General features: G+C 46.6%; 13 protein-coding genes. 3 read left to right on the forward strand and 10 right to left on the reverse strand.

The window, feature by feature from the left end:
• The first annotated feature begins 97 nt into the window (after positions 1–97).
• Entirely contained in the window at positions 98–3,427 is a 3,330-nt protein-coding gene (locus tag DWU89_RS10645) for a DUF6383 domain-containing protein (protein WP_115499629.1), read from the forward strand.
• Between the two features lie 251 nt (positions 3,428–3,678).
• Positions 3,679–3,984, forward strand: a complete 306-nt coding sequence (locus DWU89_RS10650) for a nucleotidyltransferase family protein (RefSeq protein ID WP_115499678.1) — start codon at positions 3,679–3,681, stop codon at positions 3,982–3,984.
• A 73-nt stretch (positions 3,985–4,057) separates the two neighbouring features.
• Here the strand turns inward: DWU89_RS10650 and DWU89_RS10655 are convergent, their stop codons facing one another.
• From DWU89_RS10655 to DWU89_RS10700, 10 genes are all read right to left on the reverse strand, one after another.
• On the reverse strand, positions 4,058–5,203 hold the full coding sequence (locus DWU89_RS10655; protein WP_115499630.1) for a Rid family hydrolase: 1,146 nt from the start codon (positions 5,201–5,203) through the stop codon (positions 4,058–4,060).
• 43 nt (positions 5,204–5,246) lie between these two features.
• Complete coding sequence (locus DWU89_RS10660; protein WP_115499631.1) at positions 5,247–5,855, reverse strand: response regulator transcription factor; 609 nt, start codon at positions 5,853–5,855, stop codon at positions 5,247–5,249.
• Positions 5,856–5,867: 12 nt separating this feature from the next.
• Positions 5,868–6,572, reverse strand: coding sequence for a hemerythrin domain-containing protein (locus tag DWU89_RS10665; RefSeq protein WP_115499632.1), 705 nt, complete (start codon positions 6,570–6,572; stop codon positions 5,868–5,870).
• Positions 6,573–6,581: 9 nt separating this feature from the next.
• A complete protein-coding gene (locus DWU89_RS10670) occupies positions 6,582–7,736 on the reverse strand; it encodes a Rid family hydrolase (RefSeq protein WP_115499633.1) in 1,155 nt (384 codons plus the stop codon).
• Between the two features lie 12 nt (positions 7,737–7,748).
• Positions 7,749–8,468: a hypothetical protein gene (locus tag DWU89_RS10675; protein WP_115499634.1), complete on the reverse strand. Its 720-nt coding sequence runs from the start codon at positions 8,466–8,468 to the stop codon at positions 7,749–7,751.
• A 4-nt stretch (positions 8,469–8,472) separates the two neighbouring features.
• Positions 8,473–9,714, reverse strand: coding sequence for a porin (locus DWU89_RS10680; protein ID WP_115499635.1), 1,242 nt, complete (start codon positions 9,712–9,714; stop codon positions 8,473–8,475).
• A 25-nt stretch (positions 9,715–9,739) separates the two neighbouring features.
• Positions 9,740–11,176, reverse strand: a complete 1,437-nt coding sequence (locus DWU89_RS10685; RefSeq protein ID WP_115499636.1) for a di-heme oxidoredictase family protein — start codon at positions 11,174–11,176, stop codon at positions 9,740–9,742.
• 15 nt (positions 11,177–11,191) lie between these two features.
• Positions 11,192–12,445, reverse strand: a complete 1,254-nt coding sequence (locus tag DWU89_RS10690; RefSeq protein WP_115499637.1) for an imelysin family protein — start codon at positions 12,443–12,445, stop codon at positions 11,192–11,194.
• A 30-nt stretch (positions 12,446–12,475) separates the two neighbouring features.
• Entirely contained in the window at positions 12,476–13,807 is a 1,332-nt protein-coding gene (locus DWU89_RS10695; protein WP_115499638.1) for a hypothetical protein, read from the reverse strand.
• Positions 13,808–14,434: 627 nt separating this feature from the next.
• Entirely contained in the window at positions 14,435–14,683 is a 249-nt protein-coding gene (locus tag DWU89_RS10700; RefSeq protein ID WP_115499639.1) for a hypothetical protein, read from the reverse strand.
• Between the two features lie 721 nt (positions 14,684–15,404).
• On the opposite strand from DWU89_RS10700, the gene DWU89_RS21215 reads away from it, so the two are divergent.
• A complete protein-coding gene (locus DWU89_RS21215) occupies positions 15,405–18,764 on the forward strand; it encodes a DUF6383 domain-containing protein (protein WP_147292112.1) in 3,360 nt (1,119 codons plus the stop codon).
• The last annotated feature ends 638 nt before the right edge of the window (positions 18,765–19,402 follow it).

Here is a 19,402-nt window from a genome sequence, read left to right on the forward strand (position 1 = left end):
AAACGTACGTATTCACATACAAAATACAAAAGTTAACAAACGTACGGTATGAACTGAACTTTTTATAAACATTAGTATTAATATTAAATTTAGAATTATGAACAAAAAGTTTTCTACTCTTTTGGCAGGAGTTGCATTGTTAGGTGCGATGAATGCCAACGCAGGGGACCCTGTGACATCCTTGAAGAAGACGGGTAACGGCTTGTACCAATTGAAAGCTGAGCAAGGAGTTCTTACTATGACTCCGAATGGCGCTTTGGTACTGGAATCCGATATTTCTTCTGCAAATTTAGCAAGTACATTGTGGTGCATCGAAGTAACCGAAGAAGGTTATGGTAAAGCTCCTATCTTCGACTTTACAAACAAGGCTACCGGCCAGCGTTTGGATATCCAATATGCAGGTACGCTGTTGGAAGGACTGGAAAAAGAAAAAGCTTCTTATACAGAAGAAGATTCTACTCGTGTAGGCGGTGAAATTTCCGGTTGGGCATTTTTGAACCAGTACACTTCTATTCCGACAGCAGAACAAGAAGGTAAGACGCTGTATTCTTATTTCAAGGCTGACTCTGTAATAGGGTTGTGTTTAGCAGATGTGGAGACTGTTGCTGACGAGTCTGTAAAAGTCATGGTTAAAAAATTAGGCGCAGCCGATGCTTACGCAGATGCTGCTGCTGGATCAGAATTACTTAAGTTCTCTCTGGTTGAAGCCGACATGATCCGTTTGCAAGCTCCCGAAATCAATACGATGTTAGGTTTGCAGACTGCCGATAAAGGTGTTGCGCTGAATTTCACTCCGGACGAACAGGGTGAAAAGGTTGAGGTTGCTAACCCGTTCAATGGAAAGAATGCAGGCAAGTTCCTGGCAGAAGCTATTGAAGGTGAAGATGGTGACGATTATGTATTTATCTTGACTACAGACAGTTCTTATCTGCGTGTCGATACTTCTATCGTTAATGCAAGTGGCGAAAGATTCCGTGCATTCAAGTGGTCTGATCTGAGCTATGCTAAACGTCAGGCAAGTACGGCAGAAACGAAGCCGACTTCAGCTGCCGACTCTATTGGTAATACAGATATTGCAGGCCAGTACAAATTTGCGTTCTCTTACTATCCTTCAAAAGATAGCTTGGTTATTCAGGTAAAAGAAGCAAAAGTTTATGATCCGATAAACGGTGAAGATGGTTCAAGCTGGGTTGATGGTTCGGAAACAACTTTGCCTGCACTTGCAGAACAGCCAGATGGCGATGAAACAGCTGGTGCAAACAACTTCGTAACCGTTCAGGACTTGATCAAAAACAAAGTTCGTATCGTAACGATCTATGACAAGAAAGAAACCGATATTACTTTAGGTTTCACAGGTTGTGAAGCTGGTTACAATGGTCGTACTTCCGTTGATGATGGTTTGTATTTCATCATGAACCAGAAAGGCCAATATTTGGCTTCTCCGATCCATAAGAATGGTGATTTGGAATGGGTTACAGTTAAAGCAGACGAACAGCTTCCTGCTCATATGCCGGCTTACCAGTGGGTTGTATTGAAGAAGAACACAGGTGAGAAAGTAGAAAAATATTCTCCTGTTACTGTAACGAACCGTGAATATCCTAATCAGACAACTGTATCTCAGTTGATGAAGGCTGAAGGTGCAAAATATATGACTGCTTCTGACGATCTTTATGCAAGTGAAGACTCTCTGATCTTTGTACAGGTAAAAGAAGCAGCAGGTGTTAAGGGTAACGCTGATCTGATTGCTGAAGCTTATCAGGATACATTACTTGGTTTCAAGAACATCAAAGATGCTAAGTTCTTCTTAGATGAATACACATTCAAATATCTGCATCCGTATGCAACTGGCGAAAATAGCAAATATTTGGCTAAGGGTGCTGGAAAAGATTCTCTGTTGAATGTATTGAATGGTAAGGATGCGTTCCGTCTGGTTGAAAAGAAGTGGGCTAATTATGGTTATGCCGGTACTGCTGCTGAATTGAAGAGAGCCGGTATCAAGAAACTGTATAGAGTTTCTTATTCTATCCAGTTGAAAGATGCCTTTATGGGTGAAGCTGCTGAAGCTAAATATGCAATGTCTAAATACTTCGGTGCTCCTGCTGACAGCTTCTTCTTCAAAGAAAACAACCATTATGAAGGCGAATGCTTCTATGCAATCGTAAAGGCTGATGATGAGACTATCGGTGATTACAAAGCCGGTGTAACAGATGATATCCTGGATGCAACCGTTAAGGTTCAGCCGCTGGGCGAAACAAGAACTTCTGCATTTGCTATCAACCCGGATAACACTCCTCTGTATCGTCGCTTCAACAACGTAAATCTTGGCGAAAGCGCAACTGATGGTCGTGATAGCCTGAGATTCTTCGAAAATGTTCGTAAAGAATATTTGATGGACGAAAACAACCGCGAAGGTGGTTTGATGGATGCTAATGTAAGTTATGCAGGTATGTGGACTGCCGATAAAGCAACAGGCTTGGCATTCCAGATCGATACAGCTTGGGTTGGTCGTGGCCGTGGTTATATCAAACCGCAGTACCTGATCTCTGTAAATCATAATGATTTCGAAGGTGTAGAAGGTACTCCTTGTACAGAAGATGGTCCGCACATCACTCCTGACGGACAGATCACTGACGATCCTATGTTGTGTAAACATGCTCATCCGGCAATCCCGGGCTTCGAAAGAGCTAAATATCTGGTAAGCTTCCAGGATTCTGTTGATGTTTACGGTCAGGATAAACCTTATGCCGATATCGCAGGTGGTTACACTCGCGTAGGTTTCGTAGAAGGTATCCGTGTTGCTGATACATTGTGGATTTTACCGGCTGAATATAGAAGCGTAGCTAATGATAAGATCGACTTCAAGGCTTTGGAAAAAGCTGATTCTACACTGTTCGCAGATGAAGGCGTACATATTAAGAACCTGTTGTCTCAGGACAAGCACAAGAACTATACTTGGTCATTCCGTTATGTACATCCTGAAAATGCAGCTAACGTTACAGCAGAAGGTAAAGAAAACTCATTCCTGTTCGAATCTAACAACTATGACGGCGAAAATATCGCTCCTGAAAATGCAGCATGGTTGAAGATCCAGAACGGTTGTGTTGTTCTGACAAAAGATCCTTCTTTGTTCTCTAACGCTAAGACTGGCGGTGACGGTGCATTGGTATTCAATGTTGAAAACAAAGAAAACGATGAGCTGGCTACAGACAATGAAACAATCGCTACATCTGAAGTAACAGTAATAGCTCAGAATGGCGCTGTAAGAATTGCTAACGCCGAAGGTAAGAAAGTGGTTATCACTAATATCTTAGGCCAGACAGTAGCTAACACAGTAATCACTTCAAGCGACGCTGTAATCGCTGCTCCTGCCGGTGTAGTTGTTGTAGCTGTTGAAGGTGAAGAAGCTGTTAAAGCTATCGTTAAATAAGAAAATATAATCAATAATGACCATGCGTCCGGTCCTTTCGACCGTTCAATTAACCCGTGAGGGCGAACAAGTGGTACATTAATACTAAAGTAAAAAAATAAGTATGCTGCCCGTACTTCTGTGAAGAAAGAGAGCAGATAAAGAACAAGCCCTGACGGAATATTCCGCCAGGGCTTCGTTTTTTATTTCGTAATAGGAATATTGAAAAACTATTTATATCTTTGCTAATGCGTTTAAAGACAGAAGGAAATATGAATGCTATCTTACAAAATCGAATAGAAGCCATAAAAGATTTATGCCGGCGATACAAAGTGAAGAGTTTGTATTCCTTTGGGTCTGTCAATACTCATAAATTTACGGAACATAGTGATATTGATTTACTGATAGAGTTTGAGTCTGATATTTCAATTGAAGAATATACAGATAACTATTTCTCTTTGAGGGAGAAACTTGTTGAACTGTTTAAGAGAAAAATAGATTTGGTCACCCAGCGCTCTCTCTCCAATCCCTTTTTTATTGCAGATATAGAACAAAGTAAGAAATTGATATATCAGTAAGGATTTGCCAAAGCTGGAAAAGCAAGTAAATACCTTGCTAAACCAGCAGACGATCCTTTGACATTAATACTACTTATAACGCCGCAAACCTTTCATCCCCTTTGTCCGTTACCGCCGTACATTCCATCTCTACCAGCCAACCGGTGCGGCAGACAGGGGCGCGGACGATGATATGGGGAAGATTCGGATGATGTTTATTCAGATATTGCTTAACCCGTGCATAGTCCGCCGTGTCGCGGATGTAGATGACGGCTTGCATGATGTCGTCGAGGGTGGCGCCGGCTTCTTGCAGGAGGGCGGTGATATTCTCGATCATGCGGGAAGCTTGCTGCATGACATCGCCGGGGTGGACGATTTCGCCGTAGCGGTCGATGCTGGCTGTGCCGGAGATGAAGATATGGCGGCGGTCGCCATACGTGACAGCGGTTCCCCGCTCGAAGGTGACGCCGTATTCATACGTGCGGTTCAGGTGATCGGGAGCGTATAGATATTGGATTTGCTCCGGACAGATACCCGAAACAGCATATGTGTCCATCGTGACGAATACCATCGGGTCGACGTAGCGCCCTTCGATTCCCGTGCTGGCAATGAAATGCGTCTCTTCCGTCAGGTTTTGTGTGGCAAACACCTCTTTGCGGGCTTTGACTACGCCCGGATAGTTTACGTCTACATTCTGAACGAATATCCAGGTCCGCAGGCAGTTGGCTGCCAGTGTGCATCCGGCATCCGTCAGTTGCATGATGTAATCGCGGAAAATCAGGCGCGTCTGATATTCCGAATTGGCGGCTCTGTTGCATTGGTTGGCGCCTAAAAGCTGGCTGTATGCGCTGTGGCGCGCTTCGAACAACCCGCTTGGCAAGACCTGTGTCTGCACACCCGTTTGCAGCCAGGCCCACAAAGCTATCTTTGTCCCGTTCATCGGCGCCTGCTGCACAATAGAAAGCGCACAATAGGGAGAAAGGCGTTCCCGTTCCATCAGTTCGTCCGTCTGGTTGGTCACGTCGCTCAGGAAATAACGCCGGAAAATGGCAACCGGATTACCCGGCAGTTCGGTTACACAACGCGCGTAGGCTTCTTGTATCTGTTGTAATTGAGCGTGGAAATCCTCCATGCAATCCGTCTGCCGGAAAAGAAGATGGTATTCCGTGATACCTTTGGTTGATTGAAAAGAGGTGATTTGCACCTCTGTAGTGTCGTATGTTTTCCTTATCAGGTCCATAAATGTTGTGTTTTTGCAGTTGATCGTAAAGATAAGGAAAATATCAGTTGTTCAAATCCTTTAGCTCGATCAATTTGTTGACGATCGCGTAAACGGTCAGGCCGCTTGCACTGTGTACCTGCAGTTTACGGGCTATGTTCCGGCGGTGGGTGATGACGGTATGCGTAGAGAGATAAAGCCTGTCGGCTATCTCCCGGTTTGTCATGCCTTTCACTACGCAGACCACGATTTCCTTTTCGCGTCCGCTGAGCGTCTGCTGGTCGTCGCTTTCCCCTTCTGTCTCCGGAATCTCTTCGGCGTTGAGCCGTTCCAGCTTATGTCTCAATTCGTCGGCGCTGTCGTAGACCGATATCTGGTCGTCGTAGGCATGGAGTTGAACCGGATCGCATACGTTATATATAAGGGCAATACATTTCATATCCGGGCATCCGCATTCCTCTTTCAGATGTTGGAAGTTTGTGCTTCCCGGCAAGCAAGGATTGATAATCAGAATGTCCGGCTTATAGATGCGTAAGCCTTCCGTCAGACAGTCTGCCGCTGTTATTTCCGATATCTGGATGCGGAATCCTGGCAATCGTTTCAGCAGCGTTTCCAGTCCGCACCGGATGATGGCGGAGGGTTCGGCTATCGCTATTTTTATATTTGTGGACATGATCGGTTGTTTTTATTGTTTTTCCAAAGACAAGATAGCGGGTACGAAGATATAGTCTTCTACACGGTTGTGAGAAGCCAGATCCTGTTCGGTAGCGAAAATATCGAACAGGACACTGTTGAGCAGGTTACTGTCCGGCCCCGGATAGTATTTGAGAAGCAGGTTTTTCAGTTCCGTAATCTTTCCCTCGATCTGGTCGTGCCGTTTACGGAAGATGGAGATGTTATATTTCGGGTCCTTTTCCCCTTTCAGCAGGTTGCGGACGTAGGGGAAAACGGTCTTTTCCTCGTACGACATATGCTTGTGCACTTCCTCTGCATATTCGTCGAAGAAGCGGCGGATCACGTAGGCCACGTCTTTCGGGCAGCTCGCGATCGCTTCTGTCAGTTTATGGCGGATATGGGGCAGTCGGAAGTTCAGGAAGTAGTCGTGCGCATTGTGCAGGTACGTGATCAGCGAGGAGATGGATATATCCTTGTTGTAGCCGGCAACCGGAACCGCTTCCGCATCCGTCAGGAAGTTGACGACAGTCAGGAAAGTAGGCGTATCGATTTCGTTCTGCCGGCATACTTCCCCGATGTTTTTCTCTCCGAACCCCAGGTCGATCCCGAAGCGGCTCATCACAAGAACCATCGGATAATTCTCGCATATCAGGTCGCTCATCTTGTCCGCTTCCCTGTATTTTCCGTTCTTCATGTTTCCCATATCTTTTATCATTTTAGGTTTTTATAAGCATGCAAATTGCGGAGCATCTGCCGGTATGACCGCCATACATTCCGTCTCGATCAGCCAGCCCGGGCGGCAGACAGGTGCGTGTACGATCAGGTGGGGGAGTGATGGATAGTGGTTTTCTATGTATTGGCTGACCACCTGGTAGTCCGCCGGGTCGCGCAGGTAAACGATTGCCTGCGTGATATCATCCATTCCGGCTCCGGCCTCCTGCAACAGGGCTTCGATGTTCTCCAGCATCCGCTGCGTCTGCTTTATGATGTCGCCGGGATAGACGATCTCGCCTTTGTTGTCGATGCTGGCCGTTCCGGAGATGAATATCTGCTTCCGGTCACCGTAGGTTACGGCTGTCCCCCGTTCGAAAGTCACCCCATACTCGTAGGTCGGGTTGAGATGGGTAGGGGCGTAGAGGAAACGGATTTGCTCCGGTTGCAGGCCGTCGACGGCGTAGCTGTCCATTTGAACCAATACGTTCGGGTCGGCATGGCGTCCTTCTATTCCTGTACTGGAAATATAGTGTGTTTTCTCCGTCAATCCCTGGGTGATGAATACCTCTTTGCGCGCTTTTACTACGCCGGAATAGTTGACGTCCACGTTCTGGACGAAAAACCAGGTGCGGATGCAGTTGGCGGCGAGCGTGCAATGTTCTTCCGTCAGTTGCAGGATGTAATTGTTGAGTAGCAGACGCGTCTGATATTCGGAGTTGGAAGCCTTGTTGGCCGCTCCGCCTTCCCAGAAATGACGGTAGCCGTTGTGCGAGACTTCCGCCAGTCCGTTATTGCAGTTCTGCACGTTCATCTCCGTCTGCAGATAAGCCCAGAGCGCGATCTTGCTGCCGTTCAGGGGAGCCTGCTGCACGATCGAGAGCGGGCAGCACGAGCTCTCGCATTCCCATTCCGTGACCAGGTCGGCCTGGTTGGCTGCATCGCTCAGGAAGTAGCGGCGGAATACGGCCATTGCGTGGGCCGGCAATTCTTCCGTCACTGCTTTGGCGTATGCTTTTTGCAGGTTTTCCAACTGGCTGCGGAAAGGCAGGCAAGGATCGGTGACGGACATCAGTAACTGATATTCCGCCACTCCTCCTTTTCCTGTGAAAGAACAAATTTGAACGTGTATGGTGTCGTGTTCGTATGTTTTTGTTGTCAATGTCATGTGTCGGTACGTTTAATTATCAGGGGCATCCTCCTGTATCCAGGTTTTGATAAGCGCTAATACTTCCTGTTTGCCGGTACTGTTGAACATGTCCTTATGATAGTCGTTGTCTTCCAGTATTTCCGGCAGATAGCTGTTGTTCGGATTGCCCGGGTCTACATATTTCTTCTTGTCCGGCGAAAGGGGTGCTTCCACATCCACCAGTGCCGCATAGGACTTATCGCGTGTCAGGTTCAGTTTTCCGGCGACCTGTGTGCTTCCTCCGTGGCAGGCTATGCAGTTCGCATCGAACACCTGCTCCTGGATTCTGCCGTAGCTGGCCAACTCCAACGCGTCCACGTCGATGACGATATTATCGCCGGACTTGTCTACTTCGTACGTATAATATGTATAGACGATGTCCAACCCGTTGCTGACGACGGCAATGCAGATTTTCCGCGTGTCGTCCTTCAGGTTGTTCAGTGTGACGGAGATCGTCTTGTCTGCGTTGACCGGTTTGGAGAAACGCTTGTTCTGCGTCGGCGTATCCGAATTGTCTCCGAGGGCGACGAGCGACAGGTAATTCTTTTTTGGCCATGCCCCCAGTCCTTTGAACCGGACGTTTACGGTTGCCGTCCGGCCCAGGTCGACCGGTGTTTCCTCCGGATATATTTTCCCTTCGTCGCAAGCTGCCAGCAAGAGGGCGGCAAGGAAAAGCAGGACTCCGTTTTTTAGGGATATCATTCGTCTCATCTTGTCAGAATGTAAATTGTAACATGGCGGTAGCACTGTTGCGGGCAAGTCCGATAGCAGAGGCGTCGCGGTCGGCTTGCGTGTCGTGTCCGGAACGTCCGAGGTACTGGTACATAAGTTGCAACTTCAGGTTATTATTGAAGAAGTAGTAGTTTACGCCGACGGCCGGCATGTTCAGCAAACCGCCCTTCTTCGTCCCGTTACGGTCCATGAAGTCATAACGCAATGCGCCTTGCAGTTTGGGGGTGATGAAGTATCCGCCCTGTACGTATGCGGCCCAGAAGTTCTCGTCGGCCTTGTTCATGATCTTGGTAAAATGCATATTCATGAAATATCCTTCGGCGGCGAAATAGAAGCGGTTGATCATCCAGGCAAATTCCAGTCCGACACGTGTGTCGCTGCTGCTGAGATATTCGGCTTCTGCGTTGTAGGAGGCCGAGACGGCGATCTGCATCTTGTTGTCGTTCAGGTTTTCCGGATCTCCCTGCGAAGCCGGCATCTGTCCCATCGGCATATAGGCGAGGCGTCCGGCGTAGAGCAGGGAGAGCAGCCAGCTATGGTCGTCGGTGTTCGTCTTGGTGGCCGTGTTGACGTTGATGCCTGTTCCGTTGAAGACGCCGACCTGGTAGTTCCATCTGTTGTCGAGCGTCCCGTGCAGCTGTACGCCGAGATCGAAACCGGTGGCAAAGCCCGGCACGGCATAGTTGATGTCATACGGCAGCAGGATGGAAGCCGATGCGGAAAAAGGCAATACGGGGAAAAGCGTTTCGCCCAGCGTGCTCAGGTAAGCGTGCATGAACGGTGTTTTAAATTTCCCGGCCCGGATGCGGAATTCGTCTTTCAGAGCGATGTCGAACCAGGCTTGTTGCAGCAGTGCGCCGCCGCTTTTAGCCGCATTGATGGATAGGTTGAACGTCACCTTGTCAAACGCCTTTCCTGTAAATCCTAAAATGGCATTGGGAACGGCAAAGCCCGTGTTTGCGATGTTTTTGGCATAATAGCTTTCCAGCCCCTGGTCGTCATATTCGTTCAGTGTGGCGCAAGTCTGTACCAAAACGTATGGTTTCAGCAAGAAGTCGCCCGCCTTGGTCGTGAAGGAGAACCCTTTTTTCCCGGCTAACGATACGACGTCGTTTTCTACATATTTGTCGTCTATCTTCTTTTCTGTTTCCTGGGCGATAGCCGGAAGGGCAAGGAGGCTGCATAGTGCGGCTGTCGCCAATGTAAGTATCTTTTTTTGTTTCATCGTCTTTGTATGTGTGCGTCTGTATTTATAAACTTTTTAGAAATTGGAGCAGGGCTGCGCGTTCGTCTTTCGACATACGTGAGAACAGTGTGCGCGAAGCGGCTCCTTCACCTCCGTGCCACATGATTGCTTCTGTCAGGTTGCGGGCGCGCCCGTCGTGCAGGTAATAGGTATGCCCGTTGACAACCTCCTGCAATCCCAGCCCCCAGAGCGGAGTCGTGCGCCACTCGTTGCCGCTTGCCAGTCCGGCCGGATAGTCGTCACCGAGTTCGACACCCATGTCGTGCAGCAGGTAGTCCGAATAGGGGTGGATGACCTGGTTGCCGAGTTGCGTCAGTTCCGTCCAGCCGTCCAGCAGAGATACGCCTCTGGGCCGTGTATGCAAAGTCACGGCATGGCATAAATGGCATTTGGCCTGGTAAAACAGCTGTTCGCCTTTGATGACGACCGGGTCGGTCACGTTACGCCGTGCCGGTACTCCGACGCAGTGCATATAGAGGTCTACGTTTGCCATATCTTCCGTCGATACTTCTACGCTGGAGTAGGCATTCCCCATCATCTGCGGCTGTCCTTCGCCCACTTCGTGCGGAAAACGGTCGTTGGTGACACCCATGTCGGACGAGAAGCCCAACTCGACTGTCAAATCCTGGTGGTTGGCTTTGTTTCCGGACAGTCCGATGCCGTACCGCCCTTTTTCCGTGACGTAATTAAGCCGTCCGCTGATGCCATATTCCGGATAGTTGCTTTGCTTGGCGAGTTCCTGCAACTGGTCGAGGTCCAGTGCCATCATCTGTCCCATCCCGACATGGCGCAGAGGCATACGGACAGAAATGCGCAGGTCTTCCGGCGCGATGCTGTCTGCCGACCATTCGGTTATCCGGTAGTGAGGGGTTACCAGCTCGTACTCTTCCCCGTCGGGAAAGCTGTACTTCTGCGCTGTTGTCGTAATCTTGAGCTTCCCTTCGGCTTTCGTCCCGTAGATGCTCTGGTCATGCAGGACACGTCCGTATTCCTGTATATACCCGCCTGTTTTCCGGCTGATATAAATCAGCATGGAAGAGAAGCCCGAGCCGGAACCGCCGTCGGCAATAGCCGGCCGTGTGCGTCCCGTCCCTTTGTGGCAGCTGCCGCATGAATATCCTCCGTAGAGAGGGCCTAAACCATCGTCGATGCCGTAAGCGCTGTCATACAAGTCATCTCCCTTGTTGAAACGCCTCGACAGTTCCTGGTTTTCGCTGACCCAGTAGGAATCGGTGTCGTAGGCGTCCGCCGCATTGGAGAAAATAGTGGAACGGCCTGCCGAGAGCTCCTTTTCCAAGGCGGCTTTCCCGTTCGGTTTGATTATCCCGCTGTATTCGCTGACGTCGTCTTCGGTCGTACAGCTCTGGCACAACCCGAAACAACAGAAAGCGAATACAAGGATGATAGTCAATTTACCCGAAAGAAATTGATATCTTGTCATATTGATTACGGGCTCTTAATCTTGGAACTTAGCTTTCACTTTATCCAATAATATCTTCAGGTTTGCACATTCTTCGCGGGCCGGCGTTACTTCCGGAGCATCCAGGTTGTTACGGAACGGAGCCGGGATCGCACGGATCGCCTCGATTGTCTTGTCGATTTGGACCATAACGAGTGAATCCAGTGCCGGGTTGATCACCTTGACCAGTTTCGAGATGCCGCCCGGGTTCTCTTCGTCGTAAGTGTAGTGATCGTCTTCTCCGAATGAAGTTGTCATGTGTCCGCCGTAATAGCAGTTGCGGATGCTCTGGATATTGTCTTCATAGTCATCCAATGAGTTCCAGCTGTACCACGATTCGACGCCCAGCACGCCGCTGTTGTCTTCGCCGAACTTTCCGGCTGCCGCATCTTTGGCATAATCGTCTACCGGAACGCCGATTTTCGATTCACCGACTTCGTTGGCAATGGCTGCCATGCCGTTGCCTCCATTCAGTATCAATTCCAGTGCGGCATTTGCACTCGACAACGTGTAAGTCCCGTCATGCTTCTTCATCGCTTCGGCATAAGAGGTCGGAACATCTTCGTCTCCCAGACCGTCTTTCCATGCTTTGTAGAGGTTTGTACCGTCATTCGCCAGGTGCTTTACCGCTTTTTGCAGATAGATAATTTCGTTTGCAGACAGGTCGGCAGCCTTTTTGGCATTTCCGTCTTTGAACAGCAGATATTCGACGGTGTGGAAACCGCGCAGGTTCTGGGCTGGGTTTTCTGCCGTTTCGGATTCATCGACACTTCCTTCGATCGCATCCCAGTTCCCGTTTTTGATGATCTGGTCGATACCGTTCTTGTCCAACGGCCAGCTGTCCATACTGGGGTCGAACGATTCCAGGTCTGCCGGACCGAAAAGGAAGGCTTCGCTTTGCTCCCAATAGATACGGGCGTTACGCCATTCGGTGCAAGCCTCTTCCAGCGCATTGTCGTTCGGGCTGGCGGCGAAAGCGTCTACGGCCTGTTGCAACTTGTTCATATTGTCGACCATTGTCTTATAGGTAGGAAGTGCCACTTCGTCAACGAAGGTCTCCACAACCGCATCCATCTGTGCATCCGTCAGCTTTTCGCCGGAATCCGGACACTGGTCTATCGTTTTGATTGTCCAACCTCCTACGGGAGGTTCTGTTTTTCCGTTATCAGGATCATCGTTGTCGCTGCATGCGGGCAGGAAACACAAACTGCATCCCATCAGCATTAAGGTAAAAAAGTTACTTTTTTTCATTTTGTCTGTAATTAAATGATTTAACACGCTTTATTTCTTAATGAACCAACCGATATAGGCGATTCCTATGGAGACTGTATTTTCTGCATTGTAGTCGCCCCATCCGATGTTGCGGTTGGAATAGTCCGCTTTGACGACCAGGTTCGGCAGCGGATAATAATTGAGGCCGGCTGTGATCACGGACGACTGGAAACGTTTGTCTGCCAATTGTCCTTTGTTCGGCTCGACATCTTCCATCGGGTTGTAATATTCATACCGTACGAACGGATAGATGCGCGGTGCCTTGCCTCCGAAGAAAGAGCCGATATTGTAGCCGACTTCGCCTGCATAGCTTACCGCCTTTTCGGCAACCGGTTTTGTCGGGTAGCCGGATGCGGATGACGATTTGCGGTTGATTTCCGACAGGATCGCACTTTCACCCAGATGCCCCCACACGAAGTTTGCCCGTGCAATCAGGTTCTGGTTCGGGCTCTTGTATTCGGCATCCGCCGTCACGATCGTTACCGGGAATTTGTAGTGTTTGCCTGTTGCCGAGTTGATGTTTCGTGTCGGTTTCGAACCGTTCTTGGCTGTCTGGTTGTAGTAGACGGATGCGCCTACGCGCAGGCCGCGTATCTTCTTTGTCCCGTTGTAGTTGAGGCGTGCCACGAATGCCGGGCTGGTGAAGTTGCTGACTTCGAATGCGCCCTGTTTGCCGTTGCTGATCCAGTCCTCGCTACGGAATCCCTGCGGGTCGAGGCCCGAAACCATTTGCAGTTCGTAGTCGAAATTCCACAAGTCGCCGAAGAAAGCGATACCCGTTTCATGCCAGGTGGAGGGCAGGATTGTTGTTTCTCCTTCCGGGCGGTAAACGCCGAAGAAGTTAAGCGGTTCGTGGTGCGTATTGGTCAGTCCGACCGGTACGATCATGTGGCCGAACCGCATATTGAAATGCTTATCCATCAGGTAAGAGATGTGGAACTGTTCTAACGCCACTTCCCCGCCTTTTTCTATTTCAGTTTCATATTCCCCGTTTTCTTCATACCATTCGATCTCGCGGGCTGTTCCTGTCCCTCCGTATTCAAATTCTATTTCGGAACTCAATACCCATTTGGGCGAAAACTTGTAATCGAAAGCAAGGATAAAGCGGGGGATCGAGATACTTCCCCTGTTATAACGCTGCGAACCGTCCGGGTTCTTGAAACGGTTGAAGTCATAATCCATATAACTTGCCGCCATTTCCCCGTAGCCGCCGAAACGGAATTTCTGGTAATCGTTGTAAAGTTCTTTTGCTTTAACGGTAGAGCTCATATCGCTTTCCTGTGCCATCAACGGGCCGCAGGCGCAGATTGCTAAAGTTAGAAAATTTGCTAATCTTTTCATTGCGTTTTAAAATTTTGGGCAAAATTAGAGGGGTTACGGACGGTGCGCAATCGCAATTAGTAGGTAAAAAGGGTTTCTTGTTACCTATTTGTAGGTATTATCCGGTTTTTAGTCTTCATTTTGTTTGAATATCACCTCGAGTAGGTAGACAATGGCGTTTTTTTACTCATATATAGGTATTGTGGAGGCTGTAAAGTGGCCGTATCTTTGCAATGTCATTAAGAAAGTAACACTATTAGTATAATCGCTGTATCAAAACCTTTTGCTAATTATGTAAGCATATAAGATGATTAAACGTATTGGAAAGTTTTTATTGGTTATTTCCAGTATAAAAAAGAGGCCTCTCTGTGAAGAAAGGCTTCTTTTTTGTTATAAGGCTTCCGCTTTTTTCACGTGTTTATTTTTCTTTATATATTAAACGCAAAATACAATAACCCCCTTTTGGGCCATTTTTCTATTTCGTCCGAAATCTTGATCGATTTTGGATTGACTCTTTTCGCGCTTTTGGCCTTTACGGATGACAACAGATAGAATGAGGTGCGCAGCCTATTCCGGAAAACGTGCAATTTGATTACCGGAAATCGGAAACGCTGACAATGTGATAAACCTTAACTCCCGGAGAATCGATTATTTCAAAATAAAACGGACCGCGCTCCAAATATCCAAAAGAAGTTTTGGGGGCTTGTCGCCACGACGACCGTCTTTATCGCCCTCGCGACCGTCTTCATTTGAATGATGACCGTCTTCATTGGGTATGACGACCGTCTTCAGGGCGATAAAGTACCGCGAAAATGAAATAAAGGTTGACTTCCCGGCAAAAAACTCCCGGAAAAGAGGAAAAAGCCCCTTTTTGGCGGCTGAAAAGTGGATTAACATTTATTTGATTTCGGACCTCTTCCGAAGATGAAAAAAGCGTTTTATACAATAAGCCTTCCCTCTCTGGAAATCAAAAATAGTTTCCATGCCCATCCATCCGAAATTCCATGCCCATGCAATCAGATTTTCATGGGCATGGAATCTGCTATTGGAAATTTGGGATCTAAAAAAGCTAAATAGATGTGCTGGTAATTAACAAAAAAGGACACTTACGTTTGCGTTTCTCGAAAAACGCCTGGAAATGGCCTTTACATCAAAGAAAACCAAAAAATATAAAACATTGACAAACAGAGGGATAAATAAAAACAGGACGACGAAAGAATCATTAAATTTTCACGTGAAAACCGGGTGAAAAGCAGTTGTAAATAATTGAAGTATAGTAGATTATGTAGGAAGGATAGAATGACTAACGAAAACGTACGTTTAGATTCGTCATATTTCAGGTACAAAAATAGGCATAAGTTTTAAACCTGCAACTATATCCTCAAAGAATTTTCTTATTTCTATGTCCTTTCTTATCAACAGAATAGCTTAACGAGTACGAAAAAGCTTGTTCTTAACACGAAGTGCAAAGATCGCAAAAATAAATGACTAAAAAAAACGTACGTTTTCTCTCGTCATTTTACAACGATTAAGAAATTCAATGTTTGAACACGAAGTGTAAGAACGATATAGAAATTCAATATACTATACATTATTATTAATTAAACATTTTAGAATTATGAACAAAAGATTTTCTACTCTTTTGGCGGTTGCTTTGGTAACCGGAAGTTTGTCGGCGTATGCAGCGAACCCTGCTTATAATGGGCCGACGTATACGGCAGCCGATGGGACAAAGTCTACTCCGGCAGACAAAGAACAGGTGTTGCTGGGTATTGTAGCAAGTAACGCTTCATCTGTTACAAATTATTTGAAGATTAACGACGGTGGTTTAACCACAGGAACTGCTCTTACATCTATTAGCGACTACAAGAATTTAACTTGGGCCGTATCTGTAAAGATGCCGGAAACTGGAGTTGTTGCTGGTAATCCTATTTACACGTTTACCAACAAATTTGCCGGTCAGGTTCTGGCAGTGAAACTGGTAACAGATAATAAGGGTAAATCTACTGCTCCCGCTAAAATTGATGGTACAGGAAACTCTCAATGGGGTTGGAAAGACGGAGTAGGTTTGTACGCACAGACTAAGGACTCTACTTTCTACTTTGCTGCAGACATGAGTTTGTGCGCTGTTAAAGGCGGTGTTGATAAGGTGGAAAAGAATGATGCTTTGGTATCTTATGTTCCGCTGACAGAGTCTAATAAAGTCGATTTGGCTGCTGAAGACTTTGAATCCATCCTGAAAGACGGTAAAGTTTACTTTAACAATGGTAAGGATGTAAAGAATGCGAAAAACATTCTGACGGATAATGCTTGGGTGGCTTATGCTGCTAATGCAGCTAATAGCTTCTTCCTGGCTGTTAAGGACAAAGAAACCAAGAGCGGTAACCCGTACTTGTTGATGGTCGATACTACTTATTATGACACAGCAGCAGGTAAGTATCATGCATTGGTTGCTGATACATTGACTTTGTCTTTGGATGATATGGAAGCTTTAACAGGTGGTACTTATGATGAAAGCAAATACAATCCTACTGACCTGACTAAGTATGCAAGACCTATCGGTGCTGCAACATTTACAGGTAAGTATTACCCGATGAACGACTCTCTCGTGCTGACGGTAGCAGGTGAACCGACTATGAACTATAAGTCTGCTATTATCGATGGTAGCAAGCAGTATGGCCCTCAGGTTGCAGATAATGCAGCTGTTACAGGTACTGATCTGTTTAAAGGTATGCCGGGGTATGTAGAGGCAAGTGCTGAAACTGGAGATATTGCAGGTCTTGCAACAGCAGTTGCTGCTTGGTTTGCAGAGGCTGTAAAAGACACTCGATCTGCAGACGGTTACAATGCCAAGTTCGCAGAATCTTTATTTACATCCAAAGCATTAGCTGATGGTGGTACCGCTGCTAATGCTGAAGGCGGTGTCCTAAAAGCAGCCCAAGATTGGGTTAAAGCTGCTGATAATAAAAACAATAAGAATCTCGCTAAGATCTCCGCATTCGTAGCTTCCGCAGAAAAACTGCAACGCGTAGCTGCAGATGCTGCTGGTACAGCATTCTTCATCAAAGGCTTGCCTCAACGTGCTGCTAATACAACAACTGCTGCCACTGTCGCTTTGCGTGAATTGAGCGACACAAAGGTTCTGACAGTTGCTCCTGCTACTAGCATTGATGAGTATATCAAGCCGTTAGTACAGCCGTATAAGACAGCTCCTGACTTTGGTGGAACTGCTGATATTGATGTTACAAAGGTTTATTATCTGAAAGACCTGAACAAATATCGTAACAATGCTGAAAACAAAGGTGAAGGCTTCTTCTTTAATGAAAGCCCGGTTGCACAGAGCCAGTATCTGGCAGAAGGTCAGGCATTCAATCCGTATGCACAGTATGTATTTGTAAAGACTGCAGGAACTTCAAAGGGTAGCTATTCAATTGTGAACCGTGCAACAGGTGCAAAGCCTGATATTGATAACACTGGCTCTTTCGCCGGTCTTACAGACGTATTGTCAGGTGACAGCATCGTAATCGGTACTGACTCTCTGTTGTTGGTAGACGCTAAGATCGCTTACACAGGACAGGATTCAGCAAAACAGATCGGTTACAAGTTCGCTTCCGAATATGATCTTGTAAACAAATCATTTATGATTCACTCTGCATCTCCTTATATGAAGGATTTGTTCCTGCACATGAAGGGCGACTCTTCTGTAATGGTTGCTGCTGACGAAGTTCTCTATAAATTGGAACCTGTAGCAGGTGCTGCTGAATATGGAGCAAAGGTTGCCGGTATCGATACACTGGAAAACCAGGCTTACTATATTAAGACTGTTAAGGGTGAATACCTGGTAGCTAACGAAGCTGCAAACGGTTATATCCTGACGAAGGATGCAAGCAAACTGTATGAAGAAATTACTTATACAGATGCAGAGAGCGCTGAGAAGAAATACAATGCTATCAAAACTGCCTTCTATTTCATCGCAACAGACAATGCAGATACTTATGTAATGCAGGAATTGGCTCCGGAAAACGAAGCTGGTGCTAAGGTTAAATCTCTTGTTTATGATGTTAACGATCAGAAAGCAACCGTAAATGCCCAGACCGGTATTTTAGAATCATCTGAAGTTACTGTTAAGAACGACCTGTTCTACGTAGCTACCGAACCGACTCCTGCCAGCCTGTTCACAGCTCCGAAACACGTACAGTTGAAGGCTATCAACGGCGACATGGTTGCTGTAGGTAAAGACAACTTCGGTGCTGTTGCTCGTGAAGGTGACTTGAAAGCTGCTTACGAAAAGGTAGACTTCACATTCTATCTGGATACAGCTCGCTACACAGACAATGAAGGTAAGGATCTGGTAACTCCGACTTACTATGTAACCAAAGGCTTTGCCGCTGATACAACAGCTAAGATTGATGCTTACAGATTGTATATGTGTGTTGCTTCTGACTCTGCAAGTGCTGCTAAGGTTAATCCTGAACAATATTCTTATGACAATAAGACAAGAATCCAGTTCCGCAACGTTGTTCGCTACGGTGCAGACTCTTTGATCGTCAATAATATTGCAAAGGCAGATACATTGAAGGAAGCTAAGGCAGAAATCTACCGTTTCAATTTCTTGGTAGACAAAGACAGCGAAGGCTACTACAACATCCTGAACGCTAATAAATATGTTCAGAATGTAAACGGTGTATTGGTTGTTACCAGCAACCAGGCTGATGCTTTGAAGGTCGCTGTAGAAACAGCAGAAGCTCCGACAGCCAACGAATCTGCTCCTTCTGTAACAGAAGTGACAGTGATCGCTGCTGAAGGTAATGTTCAGATCATCGGAGCTGCCGGCAAGAAGGTTGTTATCACTAACATCTTAGGCCAGACAGTTGCTAACACAGTTATCACTTCTGACAACGCAACCATCGCTGCTCCTGCCGGTGTAGTTGTAGTTGCTATCGAAGGCGAAGAAGCTGTAAAGGCAATCGTAAAATAAGAATGAATTTATAATCAAATAATTCGACCGCGCGGGGTTGTTGAGACGGACGGCCGTCCGTCTCGATCAACACCAATTACCCTGCGACAGGCGAACAAGCGGTCAGATTTAATATTAATAATACTAAAGTAATGAAATTAAAAGTTCATCTGCTTTTCCCTCTGTGAAGACCGAATGCAGACAAAAAACAAGCCCCGACAGTTAGATGCTGCCGGGGCTTCGTTGATTTTTTATTATAACTTACTTGAAGGGGGATTCTGTAAATTATCAATTTTGGTCAAAATACTCTCAGGTTTTTCTATGCCTTGAAAAATAGAATCGGGATTATATCCCATATATATTACATAAGTTTGGATTAAACTGTAAAGTCGCCTGGCATATACAGTACTGACAGAGCGGTTGGTATCAAAGCAAATAGGTTTATAATGCGCTATTCTGTTTCTGAATTCCCGGATGGTTGTTAATTGGTCATAAATGTCTTTTTGGTTTAATCCATGTGCTTTATTGGGAAATATGCTAACTTATATCTACATTTGCAATGTAATACCCTGTCGTCCCTGTCGCAAGACAAACTTCAGGGTTTTTGTTTTATATATTAGTCCTTGTCACTAACAAAAGACTTTCTCGTTTTACTTCTT

Origin of the sequence: Parabacteroides acidifaciens (assembly GCF_003363715.1) — a bacterium.
GTDB lineage: Bacteria > Bacteroidota > Bacteroidia > Bacteroidales > Tannerellaceae > Parabacteroides > Parabacteroides acidifaciens.